Raw genomic sequence first — 17,721 nt, 5'->3', positions numbered from 1 at the left:
CGATGTCGGGGGAGTCAGTTCAACACATCCGGCTGGTCGAGGCGCTTGAGCGGCATGTCCGCCGCGTGCACGCGCCGCCGCGCGGCCTCTTCCTGCTGCTCGACCACGACACCTTCGGAAGCGACCGCCCGCATCGATGCGGCGGCTACCACCCGGACCTGTTCGCAAGCGACCTGCCGGCGACCTTCGAGGTGATCGGGGAGGCCAAGACGCCGGCCGACGTGGCGCGGCCGCACTCGCAGCTTCAGCTCAGAGGATTCCTAAACCACCTGGCGCTGCAGTCGGTGGGCCATCTGTACCTGTGCGTCCCGAGGTTCAGTCTTCCGCGGGCACGCTCAGTCATACAGCTCGTGCGCGGTCCCGAGCATGCAGGTGTGCGCGTGGAGGTGATCGCGGGTGACTGACGTGGCGCCTCGGCTCAAGCGGGACGGACGGCTCGACCTCTCGGCTGTCCACCGCGGTTTCGCCTACCAGCTGCAGGCGGTCGAGGCCGTCAGGCGCCTTCCCCACGCCGCCCTGTTCCATGAACAGGGGTTGGGGAAGACTAAGATCGGCATCGATCTCGCTCTCGAATGGCTGCGCGAGGACCTCGTCGACACCGTGCTCTTCGTAACGAAGCGCAGCCTCGTGACCAACTGGGACGAGGAGATGCGCGCCCACTCGCACCTGAAGCCAAGGGTCCTCGATCAGAACCACAGGTCCAATTACTACGCCTTCAACGCGGCCCTGCCTGCGCTCTTGACGCACTACGAGGTGATCCTCAGCGAGAGCCGGCGTCTCGAACTGTTCCTGAAGACCCGTCGCGTCGCCATCGTCCTGGACGAGGCGCAGAAGATCAAGAACCCCGAGACGGAGGTCGCGAAGGCGCTGCACAGGTTGGCGCCCCTTTTCGTCCGTCGCGTCATCATGACCGGGACACCGGTCGCGAACCGCCCCTTCGACATCTGGTCCCAGATCTTCTTCCTCGATCAGGGTGCGGCGCTCGGCTCCGACTTCGACGAGTTCAAGGCGGATCTCGACCTGACCAACGACATGTGGCGCGACGAGGACAAGCGCCGTTCCTTCGAGGCGGCCCTGGGGGGTGTCTTCGATCGCATCCGCTCCTTCACCGTGCGCGAGACCAAGTCCACGGCGGGAATTGACCTGCCGGAGAAGCGGATCGAGAACGTCGCCGTTACGCTCGCCCCCCGTCAGCGCGAACTTTACGACGAGGTCTGCCGCCACCTGAGCGCGGAGGTGGTGAAGGGCGGCGAGCTGGTGGAGGACGACTCCGAGGCCGTCCTGAAGCGCCTCTTGCGCCTCGTGCAGGTCGCATCCAATCCGGGCCTCGTCGACGAGTCCTACGACGAGGTGCCCGCGAAGGCGGTTGTACTGGATGACCTGCTCGACCGCGCGGTCGCCGACGGGTCGAAGGCCATCGTCTGGACCAGCTTCATTGCCAACGCCGATTGGCTGACCAAGCGCCTCGCACGCTTCAACCCGGTCACCGTGCATGGGCGCCTCGACATCGATGTGCGCAACGGTGCGATCGCCGCCTTCAAGAACGATCCGGATTGCAAGGTGCTGGTCGCAACGCCCGGCGCGGCGAAGGAGGGCCTGACCCTCACGGTGGCGAACCACGCCGTGTTCTACGACCGCGTCTTCAGCCTCGACGACTATCTGCAAGCGCAGGACCGGATCCACCGCATTTCGCAGGAGCGCACCTGCTACGTGTGGAACCTGATCGGTGAGAACACGGTCGACGAGTGGGTTGACGCCCTGCTCGGCGCCAAGCGGCTCGCCGCGCAGTTTGTGCAGGCCGACGTCGACGCGGCGGAGTATGCGCGCGTGGCGGACTACGATTTCGGACGCATCGTCCAGGAGATACTCGGGGGAGGTCGCGAGGATGAGTGACGATAAGGGGATCGCGGCATCGATGCTGATCAGGGGCACCACCGTGCCGACGGTGACGCGCCAGGTTCCGATCAAGGAGCTCAAGTTCTATCCGGACAATCCCCGCATCTACTCGATCGTCGTCGTCGATGGCGCTAAGCCGACGCAGGAGGACATCCTCGAGCGGCTGCAGGCGATGGAGCACGTCCGCCAACTCGTGCAGGACATTAAGGCGAATGGCGGCCTGATCGATCCGCTGATCGTGCGCGACGGGGACATGGTCGTGCTGGAGGGCAACAGTCGGCTCGCGGCCTATCGGCACCTCGCCGCCGGCGGCGATGTCCGCTGGGCAGCCGCGACCTGCACGATCCTCCCTGCCGACATCGACGACAAGCTCGTGTTCGCCCTGTTGGCCCAGTACCATGTGAAGGGGAAGAAGGACTGGGCACCTTACGAGAAGGCCGGCTTCATCTACCGTCGCTTCAAGGAGCAGCACGTCGACCTGCAGCAGGCGGCGCCAGAGCTCGGATTAACCAAGGACGAGGCCAGGCACCTCGTCAACGTCTACCAATTCATGATCGACCATGGCGACCGCGACCCCGCGCACTGGAGCTATTACGACGAGTTTTTGAAGTCGCGGAAGATCAAGAAGGCGCGCGACGAGGTCGCTGGCTTTGAGGACTTCATCGTCGCTGAGGTGAAGTCTGGCACGCTGGGCAAGGCGATGGACCTGCGGGACAAGCTACCGGTGATCTGCGCTGGCAATGCCAAGATTCTGAGGCGGTATATGACCGGTGTCTACACCTTCGCCGAGGCCCATGAGGATGCCGTGGTGGCAGGTGGCGAGCACCCCACCCTCAACAGGCTTAAGCGCTTCCGCAAGTGGGTGACCGAGATCACGACCGAGGACGATCTCGTGGATGCGCCGAAGGCGATCCGAGACGTGATGCAGTACGAGCTTAAGCTCATCGAGGCGAAGGCGCGCAAGCTGAAGGATTTACTAGAAAAGAAGAAATCGCAGATCGGTTGATGGCGGTCGTCGGCCCACACCGGCTAGGTCGCCGCAGCCGTCAGCCTCGGCGGATACAATTGTCCCGCCGGTCGGCTGTGGACGGATCATCGATCATGAAGGCGAAGAGCCGGCAGAACTTCGTCTGCTCAAGTAGCGACACTAGATGAGAGAGGTCGCTCACTTTTCCCGTCTGCCGTGCGGTGGCGCCCAACGCTAGCGGCCGGGGGGAGCGCCGGCACCTGTGCCATCGGCTGCTGATCAACAATTCGCAGCGTAGCGATGCAGCTTACTTGATTGGCGGCGGCCGGGGCGCGCGAAGCGACGATCCTCGGCGATGCGATCAACCGTGTTGCGTATCCGACGGAATGTGTGAAGGGGACTGCCCATCGCCACCCGACGAGTGCAAAGTGCATCCGTGCAGTGCGGATTTGGGGGGATGCGCCATGGGTGACGGGCTTACTATCGAGTGCATCGACGGCGTGTCGGCCAGCCGCCCCGTACTGCTGGGCTTCGCTCGCGCCTGCGACCTCCACCGGCTGAGCTACGCGGACGTGCTCGATGAGGAGACGGGTCGCGGCTACCAGCGCCGCTTCAACTCCCAGCACAGCCTAGACTTCCGGCGCTACATCCAGCGGCCGACGGGCACCACCATCCCTCTCACCTTCAATCTCCGCCCCGAGGCTGCTGCGTCGTGGACGGTCGTGCGGTCGGATTGCGGCCGTGCGGTCGTCGAGATCGCCGCCGGCGCTTCGCGCGTCATGACGCAGGTCGACTGCCAGCACCGCCTCGGTCATCTCGACGATCTTGATGTCACCCTGCCATTCATGGCGTTCGTTGGCCTCGACGAGCGCGAGGAGATGGAGATCTTCAGCGTCATCAACGGGAAGGCCAAGGGGCTGAGCGCGAGCCTGCTGGACTTCCACGACGGCAGGCTCGCCGCCGATCTCGCCGGCGATCGGCCCGAGCTATTCATAGCCCTGCACCTCAACAACGAGGCGGGGTCGCCCTGGCACCGCCAGCTCGACCTCGGCGGCGCGTCGACGTCGGGCATGTCGCGCAAGGCGTCGCTGCGCACCATCCAGAAGGCCGTGAAGCGCTTCCTGGCGCGCTCCCGGATCCTGCAGTCGGAATCAGTCGAGACCGCGGCGCGAATCGTGCTCGACTACTGGTCGGCGATCGCGGCGGTGCTGCAGCCGGCCTGGACCAAGCCGCGCAAGCATCTCGTGACCAAAGGCATCGGCGTGTATGCACTGATGGACGTCGCGGCCGACTTGTGGCTCGAGCGGCGCGAGGGCGCACCAGTCGACAAGCGCTTTTTCACCCAGAAGCTGAACGACTTCGCCGCCGAGATCGACTGGGGCTCCGGCGGCGACTTCGCCGGCCTCGGGGGGGAGGTCGGCGCCAAGGCCGCTGCCGCACACATCCGCGCCGTTCGCCGGCGCCTGACGTTGAAGGCCGTCGCCAATGGCTAACCGCAACATCCTGCTCATCGAGCCCGGCTACAAGAACAAGTACCCACCGCTCGGGCTGATGAAGATCGCGCAGTACCACGGCGAGCACGGCAAGCGCGACCGCGTGAGGTTCATCAAGGGCGAGGACCGCAGCGTCCTTGGCGAGGCCTGGGACCGCATCTACGTCACGACCCTGTTCTCGTTCGAGTACGTGAAGATCGCGCGGACGATCGACTTCGCGCTCGAGATCGCGAACGGCCATGCCGACAAGGTCTTCGTCGGCGGCATCGCGGCCTCGCTTATGCACGAGCGCTTTCTCGAGGAGCCGAAATGGGCTGGCGTCCGCTTCATCAAGGGCCTGCTGACGGGCCCGCCGGCGACCGCGCTCGAACTCGACGACTTCTCGGAGGAGCTTTACGCCGACGACCTCACCGGCACCCCGATCGAGGACCTCGTCCCCGACTACTCGATCCTCGACCAGATCGACTACGAGTATCCGGTCCGCGACGCCTACTTTGCCTACTGCTCGCGCGGCTGCATCCGGAAGTGCCACTTCTGTGGCGTGCCCAAGCTCGAGGGCGCCATGCGCGACACGGACTCGCTGACAGCGATCGTCCGGGCGATTGAGGAGCGCTACGGTTCGAAGAAGGATCTGATCCTGATGGACAACAACGTGGTGGCTTCGCCGCGCTTCAAGGACATCATGGCCGAGATCCGCGACCTCGGCTTCACGCCGGGTGCGAAGCTGCACCGGCCCGGCCGTCCGCCCGTCCAGCGACGCGTCGACTTCAACCAGGGCGTCGATGCCCGCATCCTCTGCAAGGATCCGATGTACCTGCGCGAGCTGGCGTCGATCTGCCTGCGTCCGCTGCGAATCGCATTCGACCACCTCGGTGTGCGCAAGCCCTACGAGCAGGCGGTCCGCTACGCCGCCGAGCACGGCCTGACCGAGCTGTCGAACTACATGCTCTACAACTTCCACGACGGGCCCGAGGACCTGTTCGAGCGCATGCGCCTGAACGTCACGCTCAACGAGGAGCTGGGCATCCGCGTCTGGTCCTTCCCGATGCGCTACCAGCCAACCGACCGGCCAGACCGGGGGCACGTCGGCGAGAAGTGGACCCGCTACCAGCTGCGCTCGATGCAGATCATCCTCCAGGCGACGCACGGCATCGTCAGCGGCGAACCAACCTTCTTCCGCCGCGCCTACGGCGACACCTTCGCGGACTACGCGGACATCCTCGCCATGCCGCACGACCTCATCTTCAACCGGGACTGGTATGACTTCCATGACGACGCTGGCCTGCTCGGCACGTTCAAGGCCGAGTATGCGCGCCTCGACGGCTACGAACGGCGCGAGCTGATGGAGCTGCTGTCCTCGGTCGATCCGCGGCTGTTCCCGACCCTGCCGGCCCGCGCAACGACCCGCGCCGTCGCGGACATCCTCCGCTTCTACGTGCCGATCGCAAAGGCGGACCTCTTCCAGATCTGGAAGCGTCAGCGCGACCTGACCAAGGTGTCGCCATCCGACATCGGCGTGCCGGACGATGAGCGCGTGGAGGATGCGGGTCTCGACGGCGACGACGCCATTGTCCCGGATAGCGTTCCGGAAAGGGCGGCGGCGTGACCGTCGCCCTCCGCAAGCCGACCAGGCCGCCCGCCGGCGCGGCGCCCGCGATCGACGACATCGTGATCGGCAAGGACGTGCTCGAGCTGGTCTCGAGCTCGATGTACGTCGATCCAATGACCGTGTACCGCGAGTACGTCCAGAACGCGGCAGACGCGATCGACGAGGCGCGGTCGCAGGGCATCCTGTCCAATGACGAGCCGGGCGTCGTTGGGATTTCCTTCGACGGCCCTACCCGCACGGTCCGTATCCAAGACAACGGCGCCGGTGTCCCATGGGACCGGTTCGCCCGCACGTTGACCGGTCTTGGCGGAAGCGCGAAGCGCGGCACGGACGCGCGCGGCTTCCGAGGCGTCGGCCGGCTGGCCGGTCTCGGCTATGCGCAGGAGCTGATTTTCCGTTCGCGGGTTCAGGGTGAGACCGAGGTGTCGGAGCTCCGTTGGGACTGCCGCAAGCTCAAGACCCTGCTGCGCTCGACCGAGTTCTCGGGGGGTGTGGCCGACCTCATCAGTCAAGTGGCGACGGTCGCCCGGGTGCCGGCGGAGGGTACGCCCGAGCGCTTCTTCGAGGTCGAGCTGTGCGGCGTCGTCCGTCTGCGGTCCGACCGGCTGATGACTCCTGCGGCCGTGTCGCAGTACCTGTCGCAGGTCGCGCCGGTTCCCTTCTCCCCCGACTTTTCCTTCGGGGCCGAGATCGCGGCTGCGATGCGGACCGTGATGCGGCCCGCCGACCTGCACATCCACGTGGCGGGCTCGGACACGCCGCTCTACCGGCCTCATCGCGACACCTTCGACGCTGGCAATGGTCGTATGCTTGCGTACGAGAGCGTCGACATTTGGCAGGTACCAGACATGGACGGCGGTCCGGCCGCGCTGGCCTGGGTGCTCCACCACCCCTACGAGGGCGCCATTCCCGTCGCGAACCTGGTCAAGGGTCTGCGCCTGCGGGCGGGCGACGTGCAGGTCGGCGCCGGCACGGGTCTCGAGGAGCTGTTCGCGGAGCAGCGTTTCAATGCGTGGTCGGTCGGCGAGGTGCATGTCCTCGACCGGCGCATCGTGCCGAACGGCCGGCGCGACGACTTCGAGCAGAACGCGCACCTCGGCAACCTGCTGAACCAGCTCACACCGATCGCCCGCGAGATTTCCAGGCGATGCCGCTCGAACTCGATCCGCCGAAACTGGATTCGCCGCTTTGAACTGGCGGGGGGCGCAGTGCGCGAGACGGTGGAGGCGCTACGCCAGGGCTCGATCTCGGTGGCTGACCGGTTGCCCGCCACCGGCGAGGCAGCGCGGTCGCTCGCCGAGATGGATCGGATCGCCGCCATGCCGGTGCTGTCCGATGACGCGGATTTGTTGAAGGAGGCCGCAGCCGACCTCCGCGTCGCGCTCGAGGCGGCCGCGGGCCCGCAACCGTCCGACAGCTCGCCGCTTTCGAGCATGCCTCTGGCGGAGCGCGCGAACTACGAGTGGATGTTCGAGCTGATCTACGAGTGCTCGGTCAACCGCGTGGCCGCCCGTAAGCTGATCGAGCGCATCACGGCGAGGGTCAGCGATGGGGCGCAGGACGCAGGGGATTGACAGAGAGCCCTGGAGAGCGGGTCTCGAATGAGGTCGGATGGCAAGACGTGCAGGACGGAAACGCTTGTCGCTGACCCGACGCCAGCGTCTACAGGAGCTTCGCTATGGCTGAGGGTGGTGGAAGGGAGGCACGCAGTTGCCGACCTAATCCAGCTGAACAAACGTCTGCTCACGCAGCGTAGAGTTCGGGAGCGGCCGTTCCGCTTTCCACCAGGTCCGGAAAAGTGGGCTGTCGACAGCCGACAGCAGAGATGGGCGCTTATTCGCCGTACCGTTTCCCCCGCCAGCCAAACTCGGGCACCCCGCGCTTGTCACGCCTTAGGCGCCGGTCATCTCCAAGATTGGCCCCATGCCGCGAAGCGGACCTTGATCCTTTCGATCGTAGCACGTTGGGCCTTTGTCATGGCCGGCTCGACCCGGCGGTAAGCGGCCTCAGGCATGCTTCGTAGCTGCGCCTTCTCCCGATCGCGCCGGATGGTCAGCCTGAAGTCTGATGGTCGATAAGGAACGGCGCTACCCTGAAGGCGCCAGAAAATCATCGCGAGCTGCTTTGGAGTGAAGGCTCCGCGATCATCAACATATCCCAAGAACGAGCCCGCGTCGAAATCAGGCGTCGCCTGGCCGAGTTTGAGCAAGGCTGTCATGACGCGCTGACGCCTCGCATCCTCCACGAGCCCACGCCTATGACGATCAACCAGCCGCGCGGTGTCGGCGGCGTCAATCTCTCGCCCCTCTTCATCGAGACCGCTTAGATCAAACCGTTTGATGCATTCGGAGCCAACTAGAAGCTCACCACGCGTGCCGCGATCCGCGATCTCAAAGTGGTAGCGCAGGTCTCTCTGGCTGCAGAGTTCGCATGTGCCGTCCGTGTTCTCGAGGTCAAAGAAACGTCCTGTGTAGCGCCACTCGCGCAGCGCAACCCAGAAGGTGGGCGATCTACTGAGCGGTAGCAACGAAGCTGCCGCTCGTTCTTCCCAGCCGCTCATGCAACCGCGCCGGTGGCGTCGAAGCCTGAGTTAGCTTTAACGGCCATAGGCGAACCGCGGCGTATAGCTTTCTCGCAGCGCCTCGTTCTCATCCTCCGCCTCGTCTGGCTCATCGGGCAGTTCCTCGCTGGAGAAAACGGTTAGCGTGTAGCCGTAACTGCCGAGGCCGATTATCTCCTCGTCGAGCTTGATCCCTGGCGCGCCGCCGAACCATTCAGCCAAGTTCGTCTCAGATGTTGCCCGGCGGCCGTGTTCAACGTTCGAGGCGTCAGAGTTGAATTCGCGGGTCGCGGTCTCCGGAAGCAAGTCGCCCTTCCGGGGGAAGGCTCTCGGGCTCAGCTGCTTGAAACCATCTGACAGAAAGCCGTAGCAGACGCGATCCTGCCGGCTAACGACGACCGCCATTGGATAGGGGCTGCATTCCGCGGCGCGGATCGCTGAAGCGGTTAGGGAGCATTCTGATGCCGTGGCCAGATCCTCAATGCCGGCCAGCCCCACACGGCCGCGCTTTAGCGACTGCTGAACCAGGCGCGTGGGCAGAAGCAGGCCGGAGGCGAAGTGATCAGCTTCGAGCTCAATAGAGCTGCTACCCTGGGTAAAGCCCGCCCTCGACACGTGCAGCGGCGCCGTCTTCTGGATCTCCTCTGGATGGCCTTCAAGGAAGTAATGCCCCAGTTCGTGAGCAACAGTGAACCGCTGGAACCCTCTGCTCGCGATGTTCGTGGCATAGAAGATGGAGGTTCCGACGGGCAGGAAGATGATTCCGCCGCTGACCCCCGGTTGATCCGGTGGCTTTGGCATCACCTCAATATCCTCAGCTTCGGCGATCGCAATCGGGTCAACAGGGAATGCGGTAAAGCCGAACTCCTTCGCCTTGCGCTCACCGCACTGCCGGGCCCACGCGAGGCGGAACTTGCTCATCTGTCAGCCTTGGCTCGCCGCTGGTTCATGAGCTCGATCATCATCTGGATGTGTTCCCGGTCGGCGTCGGATAGCTGCTCCTCGCCCCGGAAGGCAGTCGTGGCCCCCTGCATTTCGGCTGTCCGGCCTAAAAGATAATCGGAACTCACATTCAGCGCCTTTGCGAGCGCTCTGACATTCGCGAACGACGGTTTCCGCCTGCTGCGCTCGAAATGGCCGATGGCGGCCGGTTGCAGCCCCGCCTTTTGAGCGAGCTCCGTCTGGCTGAGCTCGCGAGCTTCGCGAGCAGCGACCAGCCGCTCTCCAAACTGATCTTCTGCCCCCGCCATCATTGACCTACGAACATAAACTAACTATGTCTACGAAATCGTAGGTGAGGCGCACTACCCCTGGGTGGTGCTCTTTTTTGCCCACGTGTCCTACGTTTTCGTAGGTGGAAGTAGAACGAATCAGGCTCAGGGTCAATGGGGAGGAGGTGAAAGCGATGGCGGGCAAGAAGAATTCTGAGGTGACGAGCAAGAAGGCGGCTTCTGCAGCGGCGAAGGTCCTGCGGGACCCCAGGTCGAGCAAGGCCGCCAAGTCGGCCGCGGCGTCGGCGCTGACGCAGCGTCCGAACAAGCGGAGGTAAGGGTCGGCGGGGCGGCTCGCGTCCCGCCGATAGCCACGACATCTGAAGGAGCAGGATAATGGCAAAGCGTTACGTGCGGCAGACCGGCAAGAACAGCCAGGGCGACATCACCCGGCTTTGCAACAGCGGTCAGTCCTGGTCGCCCCGGTCGAAGTCAGATGCGATCAACGACATCGAGTCCGGCTCTCACGAGTACTGGGTGAACTGGGCGAACAACCCGGAGACGAAGATTCAGGTCGTGAACGGCACCACCGGCAAGTACCTTCGCACCGACCGCGATGGGACCACGCGCAACAACCTCGATGACTTGCCCGACTGCTAAAGCGGGCGGCCTCCTGGAGGATAGAGGCGATGTTCAAGAAGCTGAGACTGCCCAGGCCACCCCGACCACCAAAGCCGCCTGACCGCCTGCAGAACATGAAAACTCTGCGGCCGCTGGGGAAAACCAAGTGGGTCAAGGGGCACTGGCGGTGGGACTATGACCGCCGTCAGTGGGAATGGGTTCTCGGCCACTGGTCTAAATGAGCATCGCATCTCTTAAGCGGGAGCAGTTTGCCGCGGTGATGACGGCTGCCGTAAAGTTGCAGACACTGCTGCATGCGCCACATCGCGCTTTCAGTGAAAGCTTCTCACCTTCGCTAACGCGGGATCGGTGGTCACCGAAGGATCCTTCCCCGCCAGTCGATCCGCAATCTCGTCGATCACTGCCTCGAAGGACTTCATCGCAGTGGCCTGCATGGCAGCATCGGGCGGCGGTAACGCGGATGCCGTCAGCAGCTGATGCCGCAGCATGCGCGCAAGCACTTCCCATTGAAGTCCCTGCTGCCGCCGCACCGCCTCCAGGTGGCGCTCAAAACGGGTCAGTCTCGCGCCGAGCGCTTCCTCGGCCGCTGCCGGATTCCTGCGATTGAGCCATGCCTCAAGCGCCTCGACGAGCAGCTCCGATCGCGCCCGACCGGTACCGGCAGCGATCCGGTTGATCCTTCCGCTGAGCTCCTTGGACAGGAACAACTGACACCGAACTTTCTCAGCCTTCATCCGGCACCTCCACAGGAGGTTTTCTGTAGCTCGCGGTGCGCCAAGATCGACAGTCGCTTCGACGCAGCAAGCGACTCCTCGCCGCCAGCCCGGCTCACATCCCGATCTCCGGCCCCTCGCGCCCACGGCCGATCGTCCAGCTGATCGAGCCCTTGTCGCGCATGATGCCCGACACTTCCCGGCCGAGCTGGCGCTCCAGCACCGGCCGCCACGGCACGAGCGAGAACTCGCGACCATTCTCGACGACCGCGAAGCTGCCGGACGACAGGTTCACCCGCCGCCTCACCGTTCCTGAGATGCGCTCGCCCGCGATCGGCTCCACAAAGTCCAGCTTCAGTTCGCTGCTGAGCTGAGCGGCGGCGGCCCGCAGCTCCCGCTGACGCAGGCGCTGGTCCATGTCTCCACGAAACTGGACTTGGTCGCCCTGTTGTTCCGCAAAGCCCTGCTCGACCAGCCACTGCAATCGCCTGGCCAGTCCGCGCCTTACGTCGGCTCCGTAGCCATGCTTCGCCGCCTCGACCTCGTCCTCACCGCGCAGCTGCCGGTCCAGCCAGCTCGGCGCCTGCGCGATCGCCTCCTGTTCTAGTGGCTGCGACGCCAGCAGCTGGATGCGCACCGGTGCCGCACGAGCTGCGTTCCGCTCATGCTCCAGCGCCTCGTCCAGATAATTGGTCGGGACAGTCCAGCGGCCATCTTCCCGCCGCTCCACGTTGCGCCCGGCATGGCGCAGCGCCTCCAGCCGTCGCACATGGGCCTGCACGAACTCGTCGCTCGCCGATGGGTCGTGGCGGTGGTGAAGGTCGGCGCTGTACCGCCCCCTATTTGCGCGTGCGACTTCGTCGACCGCACGGTCCGCCGACCTCACCTCCGGACGCGCTGTCTCGATCCGAACGACGTTCCCGACCGGCGCCGGCTGATTGCTCGATCCGAGTTCGACATAGTGGGTGCGCCCGTCGAGCCCGTCCACGATGAGGAAGCGCCGGTCGTGGTAATCGTCGGCCGCGCCGCGATGCACGACCCTCCCGACGATCGGTGCAGCGCCTGCCTCCCCAGGATCGATCGCGTACAGCTCGGGACGGCGATCGAGCTTCGCCTCCGTCAGCGCCCGATGCATGGTGCGAATGATGTCGCCGCGCCTGCCAAGATCGCGAAGCGTCGTCTCGAAGTCAGGCGCAAGCCGCCAGGAAAGCCGCCCCTCCCGCTCGGCAAGGCCCATCCGCTCAAGCTGACGCGCACGGCCGACGAGCAGCTGCTGGTATGAGCCATCGCCATCCCAGCCGGCCGGCTGCCGCAGGTCGACAAGGCCGTCCTCGGCACGCCCGAGAAGGTCACGGTCTAATTTGGTCAGCCGCTCGGCGTTCAGCTCGCGCGAGAGCTGATCACGCACCTCAAGCTCGCTCTGCGGCCCAGTCCAGCGCGTCATGATCTCCGAGGCGCGGCCGCGGATGCCGTGGCCGATATAATTGCCCGCGATGTTGAGCGTCTTGCCGTCTTCGGTGGCGCCGCGGACCAGCACGTGCGTGTGCGGGTGCCCGGTGTCGAAGTGATCCACCGCCACCCAGTCGAGCGTGGTCCCGAGGTCCTGCTCCATCCGCGCCATCAGCTCGCGCGTAAACGGGCGCAACTTATCAAAGGCGGCCCCATCCTCGGGCGAGACGATGAATCTGAACTGGTGGCGATCGCCCGCGCCGCGCTCCAGAAACGCCTTGCCGTCGGCCTCGTCGCTGAAGGTCGAGTAGAAGCGCCCCTGCTCGCCCTCGCGGGTAACGCCGTCGCGCTGGAGGTAACGCAGGTGCGCGGCCGCGCCGCCGGCAGCCTTGGCCCCTGTGAGCTTCACGACGCGGGCCTTCACCATCACGCGCCGCGCCCGGACCCGCTGCCTCGATATCGGATCGACCGACCAGCCCGACGAGTCGCTGAAGCCCGACGCCAGCCTGGCGCCGCGCCCTCGCGCGTTGAAGCGGCCGGATGGCTTGGCAGGAGCGGCCTTGCCGCCGACGCGGCGAACGTCGCCTCCGGCTCGACCGACCCGGGCGATAATCTGCGACTGGAGCGAACGGGTGGAGCTGCGCGCTTTGCTGCTCCGCATGCGGCCGAGCTTCAGCTCGAACTGGTCGTCATCGTGCGCCATGCCGAGGATATGCGCCCCGGTCGCAACCGGCTACAGTGTCTCTCCGACGAACGGCGCGCGTCCGCAGTTTTGTCCGTGTAATTGCCGGGCGAGTCTCTGCGCTCGACTTTCGGAGAGCCTGCCGGTCTCCCGACAAAAAGATGTGCAGACAAATACTTAGCGGCATGTCTGCGACGAGCTGAAATCCGCTTTATCTTGCCATCCCCTGCCCCTTTACGCCCCAGCCCTGCCAAATCGACTTCCCCCACCCCTGATCGAAAAAAGGGAGCGAACGCTTTCGCGCTGCTCCCTTCCTTGATCGCCGTTCAGGCTGCGCGGTTGAACGCCGCCTCCGCTGCCTCGAGTGTATCGAAGCCTTCCTTCCAGAGAAGGTCAGCCACGGCACCTTCTCCGTCGAGCAGGCACGCGCCCACCTGCCAACGAGTGCCGAGGAAGCTCAGAACGGCGATCCGCGCCAACTCTGTCTCGTCCTCATCAAGGTCAAAGCAAACGTCGATATGCTGGCCCAGATAGCGCTCCTTCACGCGTGCTTCCCAGAGAAAGTCGGCCGCTTCGGCCTCCAGGATACGCTCCGCCATCATGGCCCCGAACTCCGCACGCAGCGCCTCTACAGCCGCCTCGCCATGGCCTTTCATCGTCGCAAAAACCGTCGTCATCGCCGTCTCCTCTTCATCGTCTTCCGATCGAAGACGGCGCTTCAGGAGCGGGCGGCGGAGTGGCTGTCAGGGACGCCGAAGGCGCCGCGCAGCGGGGCGTGGGGGAGCCGATTTGCGAAGCAAATTGGGGGAACCGCGCATCCTTGAGAGCCGCTCCGCCGCCCGCCAAACTAGGCAGATTCGAGCAGAGTCCCCCTCCGCCATCGTTGCCCGGGACACATCGCCAGAGAGGAAATTGTGCCGCCGCTGGCGGCATTGGCGAGTATCGCCTGCCTTGCTTCCCGCGGCGCCAGAGCGTCCGCTAAGCTCGAGGTTCGAAGAGGAGGACCGCGGTTTGAGGAATGCGGGCGAAAAGAACTGCGACGGTTCGGCGGTGCAGAACCTTGTCCAGGAGCCGAATCCGGTCGGCGCAGATACCCCCCTTCTCGAAGACCGGGTACTCACCCGCTCGTGGGAGCTGGACCTGTCGGCGGCCGGCAAAGTTCGGCCATCGGCGACAAAGCCGTCCAGGAGAAAACAACAGCAGATCGCACGGTTCGAAAAGCGCGAAGGAACGATCGAACGGTTCTCATTTCGCCAAACCATTCCGCATCCGCAGCACGAGGCATTCTCACCTCCCAGTCAATTGCAATATGGCGCGGTTTCGGATTTTTTCGGGTAGGTATGCGAGACCCGCTCGCAGGCGGCGACGCTGCTCAGCGCGAGAGATTACGCCGAGATCGTCGCGAAAAGCTTCACATTCACCACGCCCCGGAGGAGGTTCATCTGGGTTTGCACGACAGCCTACATCCTGCCCACGAGGGAGTTGAGGTCCCGGGTGCGAGCCTGGGACATCCGCTGCTGGCGCGAAGGCCCGTCGGGGATCTCGGCGGGAATAGCGCGCCACAAACCGTTCAAGCAGGTGAAGAAATATGCCGAAAAGCCGATCGATGACATGCGCGCGCAAGGAGCCGAGATCTTCGGCTGAGGCTTCGCCGCGCAAGCCACGAGAAAACGAATTGAGCCCCGGCGGCTGATGCCGCCGGGGCCGCAAGCCCCTCAGAAGGGCACGTCCTCGTCGAGATCCGCGCCGCCGCCGGCGGCACCGGAACCGCCGCTCTGGCGCGGACGGCTGAGGAACTGGACGTCGTCGGCGATGATCTCGCAGCCGTAGCGCTCAATGCCGTCGCGATCGGTCCAGCGCGTGTAGTGGAGCCGCCCCCGGACCGAGACCAGCATGCCCTTCGAGGCGTGCTGCGCGATGATGCGTCCGAGCCCGTTGAAGCAGGTCACCCGGTGCCACTCGGTATCTTTTGCCGTGAAGCCGCTGGCATCCTTGTAGGTCTTGCCCTCGCTGTCGCGCTTCGGGCGGCTGGTGCCGAGGCTGAAGGTCGCGATATCGGTGTTACCGGTGGAACGGCTTTCCGGATCGGCGCCGAGATTGCCGACGAGAAGGACGGTGTTTGTCATGTTCTGTCTCCTGCTTTGCCGCCGGGACCACCCCGTCGACAGCCCCAGGAAGGCGAGGCCAAGCGGGAGGCGCGCACCGCAGGCGGGCACGCCAAGGGGAACCCCGGAGCAAGGCTGGCGCGGGCAGCCCGGAGGGCAACACGGGCCGCAGCGACGCGGGTTGCGGGCCGAAGCTGCCGAGCCAGAAGGGCTGACGAAGGAGATGGGGAGCGTCCCGGGCGAGCGCCTGGACGAACGTGAGATGCACCCTGTCGAACGTCTGTTCGGAGATCAGAAATTGGTCCGACAGCTCTGCGAACGAGCCTGAAAGTCCCCGGAATTACTGGGCTCCGAAGCAGCACGTCGAGCGGCGACTATCACCGGGGCAGCTCTGGACAACCGAAGTCGGTGCCCGTGCTGCATCTCCGCGGGTTTAAGACGGAATTGCCGGAGGCTCACGTGACGGCAGAGGTTCGCCGTTCACCTGCGACTTGACCACGTCCAGGGCGCTCTTCGCTCCGACCACCCACCGGCGGCTTCTGGCAGCCGATTCATAGTTCATCGCACTCGGCTCATACGGCCGCGCGGCACGCTTGCCGATGCCTGACGACGGCGCGTTTCCTGGCGGCGAAAGGATCAAGGCTGTTGAGCTGTCGAGAGGGGCGCGCAGCCCTCGTCTGAGCTGCCCGGGGTCGAAGAGGATGCCCTGATCACCCAGCACAAAGCTGTACGGGGTTGCGGTTATCAACGTCCATTCGAGCGTAAGGAGAACATCCCGCAGCTTTTCGCGTCCCTCCGGTTCGCGGATAAGATCGGTGAAGGGCAGCTCGGCCATCCAGTTATCAACCTCAAGGCGGAGCTGGATCCTGGCTATCTCCAGCGCCGCCTGCTTCGGGCCGAGACCCATCAAATGGTCATATTCATCCTCTGACACCAGTTCGCCGAAATAGGTCTGGAAGTCCGCGAAATCCGCAGCCGTGAAAGCCTCGACGAAGAGACGTGACAAGAAACGCTGGGCACCGCGGGAATAATCAAACAGCCGCTGCGGATCGCGCATGATCTGGACCGACAGAAACTCAGCGAGCCTCGCCTTCGCAGCATCGGAAAGGTCGCCCGCGAGAAGGGCGGACATCACCTTGGCTCCATCGTCGTCGACCTTTTGCAGGTCGCGCGTCTCGATCGTGGTATCGTCAGCTCCGCCAGGATCCTGCGTGTAGAGGTCCCTGATGTTCATGATCTTCTTCGAGGAGCGAAACTTCACTTCGCCGGAATCGTGATCGTAGGAATAGAGCTGTCCGTCCGCGTCGACGAAGCGTTTGATCCACGATTGCGTGACAAAGTGATGCTCGCGCGGCGGGTTGCCGACGGTCATGCCGAAGCTCCTTCAATGGTACGGCGGAGGCCCTCGATCGTCTCCCGAGAGACCTCCTCGACGAGGTCCCGAAGCCGTCGGGCGCAGTACGTCAGCGCCTCGAGATCATCGCGGCTGACCTCGAAGCTGGCAGAATAACGCGCCTCCACATAGGCCCGCTTCAGCAACTCGAAGCGGCGGCGGTCCAGCTTCGTGGCACGCGGCCAGGCCTCGATCAGCCGCGGCTCGCTGTCCTCGGCCAAGGACCGCAGGAATTTGATGTTGTGGGAACGCGGGAAGTAGAGGGTTCGCACGAGCAGAAAACATGCATAAGCCGCTTCAGTCGCTTGATGCAGATTAAATGCAGCGTGGCGACGGTAGCGATCCGCGTCGTCTTCCTTCCTCGATTGATCGGAGGCAGTCTGAAGCCAGACGTTCACATCGCCCAGCTTCGCGGCGATATATCCCTCGGCCATCTGCAGCGCATCCTTGGGCAGGGCCGGCATGGGGGTCGCAAGCTCGTGCTGCGGCAGGTGGTAGAGCGCGATCCCGTCGCGGGCGATGTCCACCCAGAAATACTCGCCGCGCTTCAGCGCCTGGTTCACCTCGTCGATCGAATGGACGATGATGTTGACGGGCCGGGCGATCTCCGGATCGCGCAGGATTTTGTCCTCTGCGACGTACCAATAGTCCGCGATGTCTGTCAGGTCGCGGTGGCTGACCACGATCAGCAGGTCGAAGTCGGACTGATAGCCGTTCTCCGGCTCGTCGACCCAATCATCGCGCGCATAGCTTCCGAACAGGATGATCTTGTAGATCCTGCCGTTCCGCCGCCAGGGCTGGGTGGCACGCGAGGTGATCTCGTCGAACTCTTCCATGAGAATGCGCACGGCGCGGGCAAGCTCGCGCTGCTGCGCTTGCGGAAGATGATCGACGTTCATGCGCATGAGCGCGTGGTCCCCCTTTCTCGGCAGTGATGCAAGCCGCCGACTGTAACGCGGCGCCCTGGTCGGAGGTGAGAACATGCTTATGTACATGCGCCA

The 17,721-nt window shown here is 64.5% G+C and carries 18 protein-coding genes; 9 read left to right on the top strand and 9 right to left on the bottom strand.

The features are described 5' to 3' along the window. Positions 1-2: 2 nt before the first annotated feature. The 6 genes from VF631_RS07755 to VF631_RS07730 all read left to right on the top strand — a co-directional run bounded on the left by VF631_RS07755 (position 3) and on the right by VF631_RS07730 (position 7,539). On the top strand, positions 3-404 hold the full coding sequence (locus VF631_RS07755) for a hypothetical protein (RefSeq protein WP_431849714.1): 402 nt from the start codon (positions 3-5) through the stop codon (positions 402-404). Next, positions 397-1,893 (top strand): DEAD/DEAH box helicase, encoded by a 1,497-nt coding sequence (locus VF631_RS07750; protein WP_431849713.1) that lies wholly within the window; start codon positions 397-399, stop codon positions 1,891-1,893. The genes VF631_RS07755 and VF631_RS07750 overlap by 8 nt, the downstream gene beginning before the upstream one ends. Then, positions 1,886-2,902, top strand: a complete 1,017-nt coding sequence (locus tag VF631_RS07745; protein ID WP_431849712.1) for a ParB N-terminal domain-containing protein — start codon at positions 1,886-1,888, stop codon at positions 2,900-2,902. The genes VF631_RS07750 and VF631_RS07745 overlap by 8 nt, the downstream gene beginning before the upstream one ends. A gap of 425 nt (positions 2,903-3,327) precedes the next feature. Continuing rightward, on the top strand, positions 3,328-4,356 hold the full coding sequence (locus tag VF631_RS07740) for a DGQHR domain-containing protein (protein WP_431849711.1): 1,029 nt from the start codon (positions 3,328-3,330) through the stop codon (positions 4,354-4,356). Beyond that, positions 4,349-5,962 (top strand): radical SAM protein, encoded by a 1,614-nt coding sequence (locus VF631_RS07735; RefSeq protein WP_431849710.1) that lies wholly within the window; start codon positions 4,349-4,351, stop codon positions 5,960-5,962. Before VF631_RS07740 ends, VF631_RS07735 begins: the two co-directional genes overlap by 8 nt. Then, positions 5,959-7,539: an ATP-binding protein gene (locus tag VF631_RS07730; protein ID WP_431849709.1), complete on the top strand. Its 1,581-nt coding sequence runs from the start codon at positions 5,959-5,961 to the stop codon at positions 7,537-7,539. Before VF631_RS07735 ends, VF631_RS07730 begins: the two co-directional genes overlap by 4 nt. Positions 7,540-7,868: 329 nt before the next feature. Here VF631_RS07730 and VF631_RS07725 read toward each other — a convergent pair whose 3' ends face one another. The 3 genes from VF631_RS07725 to VF631_RS07715 are packed head-to-tail and all read right to left on the bottom strand — an operon-like array spanning position 7,869 to position 9,778. Beyond that, the gene (locus VF631_RS07725) at positions 7,869-8,525 is read right to left on the bottom strand and encodes a hypothetical protein (RefSeq protein WP_431849708.1); all 657 of its coding nucleotides are present in this window, start codon (positions 8,523-8,525) and stop codon (positions 7,869-7,871) included. A 36-nt stretch (positions 8,526-8,561) separates the two neighbouring features. Further along, entirely contained in the window at positions 8,562-9,446 is an 885-nt protein-coding gene (locus VF631_RS07720; protein WP_431849707.1) for an ImmA/IrrE family metallo-endopeptidase, read from the bottom strand. Further along, complete coding sequence (locus tag VF631_RS07715) at positions 9,443-9,778, bottom strand: helix-turn-helix domain-containing protein (protein WP_431849706.1); 336 nt, start codon at positions 9,776-9,778, stop codon at positions 9,443-9,445. Before VF631_RS07715 ends, VF631_RS07720 begins: the two co-directional genes overlap by 4 nt. Before the next feature lie 152 nt (positions 9,779-9,930). On the opposite strand from VF631_RS07715, the gene VF631_RS07710 reads away from it, so the two are divergent. Both VF631_RS07710 and VF631_RS07705 read left to right on the top strand, forming a co-directional pair. Beyond that, the gene (locus tag VF631_RS07710) at positions 9,931-10,074 is read left to right on the top strand and encodes a hypothetical protein (RefSeq protein ID WP_431849705.1); all 144 of its coding nucleotides are present in this window, start codon (positions 9,931-9,933) and stop codon (positions 10,072-10,074) included. A 58-nt stretch (positions 10,075-10,132) separates the two neighbouring features. Then, positions 10,133-10,396, top strand: coding sequence for a DUF3892 domain-containing protein (locus VF631_RS07705; protein WP_431849704.1), 264 nt, complete (start codon positions 10,133-10,135; stop codon positions 10,394-10,396). A 293-nt stretch (positions 10,397-10,689) separates the two neighbouring features. On the opposite strand, the gene VF631_RS07700 is transcribed toward VF631_RS07705, so the two are convergent. From VF631_RS07700 to VF631_RS07690, 3 genes are all read right to left on the bottom strand, one after another. After that, a complete protein-coding gene (locus VF631_RS07700) occupies positions 10,690-11,112 on the bottom strand; it encodes a hypothetical protein (protein ID WP_431849703.1) in 423 nt (140 codons plus the stop codon). A gap of 94 nt (positions 11,113-11,206) precedes the next feature. Beyond that, on the bottom strand, positions 11,207-13,243 hold the full coding sequence (locus VF631_RS07695) for a DUF3363 domain-containing protein (RefSeq protein ID WP_431849702.1): 2,037 nt from the start codon (positions 13,241-13,243) through the stop codon (positions 11,207-11,209). 305 nt (positions 13,244-13,548) lie between these two features. Further along, on the bottom strand, positions 13,549-13,899 hold the full coding sequence (locus VF631_RS07690) for a hypothetical protein (protein ID WP_431849701.1): 351 nt from the start codon (positions 13,897-13,899) through the stop codon (positions 13,549-13,551). Positions 13,900-14,233: 334 nt separating this feature from the next. Here VF631_RS07690 and VF631_RS07685 point away from each other — a divergent pair, with 334 nt between their 5' ends. Further along, on the top strand, positions 14,234-14,560 hold the full coding sequence (locus VF631_RS07685) for a hypothetical protein (protein WP_431849700.1): 327 nt from the start codon (positions 14,234-14,236) through the stop codon (positions 14,558-14,560). Between the two features lie 377 nt (positions 14,561-14,937). Here the strand turns inward: VF631_RS07685 and VF631_RS07680 are convergent, their stop codons facing one another. The 3 genes from VF631_RS07680 to VF631_RS07670 form a co-directional block, all read right to left on the bottom strand. After that, positions 14,938-15,348, bottom strand: a complete 411-nt coding sequence (locus tag VF631_RS07680) for a single-stranded DNA-binding protein (protein ID WP_431849699.1) — start codon at positions 15,346-15,348, stop codon at positions 14,938-14,940. Positions 15,349-15,760: 412 nt separating this feature from the next. Continuing rightward, on the bottom strand, positions 15,761-16,699 hold the full coding sequence (locus VF631_RS07675; RefSeq protein WP_431849698.1) for a DUF4238 domain-containing protein: 939 nt from the start codon (positions 16,697-16,699) through the stop codon (positions 15,761-15,763). Beyond that, positions 16,696-17,625 carry a HEPN domain-containing protein gene (locus tag VF631_RS07670; RefSeq protein ID WP_431849697.1) on the bottom strand — a complete coding sequence of 310 codons (930 nt, stop codon included), beginning with the start codon at positions 17,623-17,625 and terminating at the stop codon, positions 16,696-16,698. The genes VF631_RS07675 and VF631_RS07670 overlap by 4 nt, the downstream gene beginning before the upstream one ends. Positions 17,626-17,721: the final 96 nt, after the last annotated feature.

The sequence above is a fragment of the Allosphingosinicella sp. genome (genome assembly GCF_036387615.1).
Lineage (GTDB): Bacteria > Pseudomonadota > Alphaproteobacteria > Sphingomonadales > Sphingomonadaceae > Allosphingosinicella.
The sequence above is the reverse complement of the archived record's forward strand: the minus strand, read 5'-3'. Positions and strand labels throughout refer to the sequence as shown.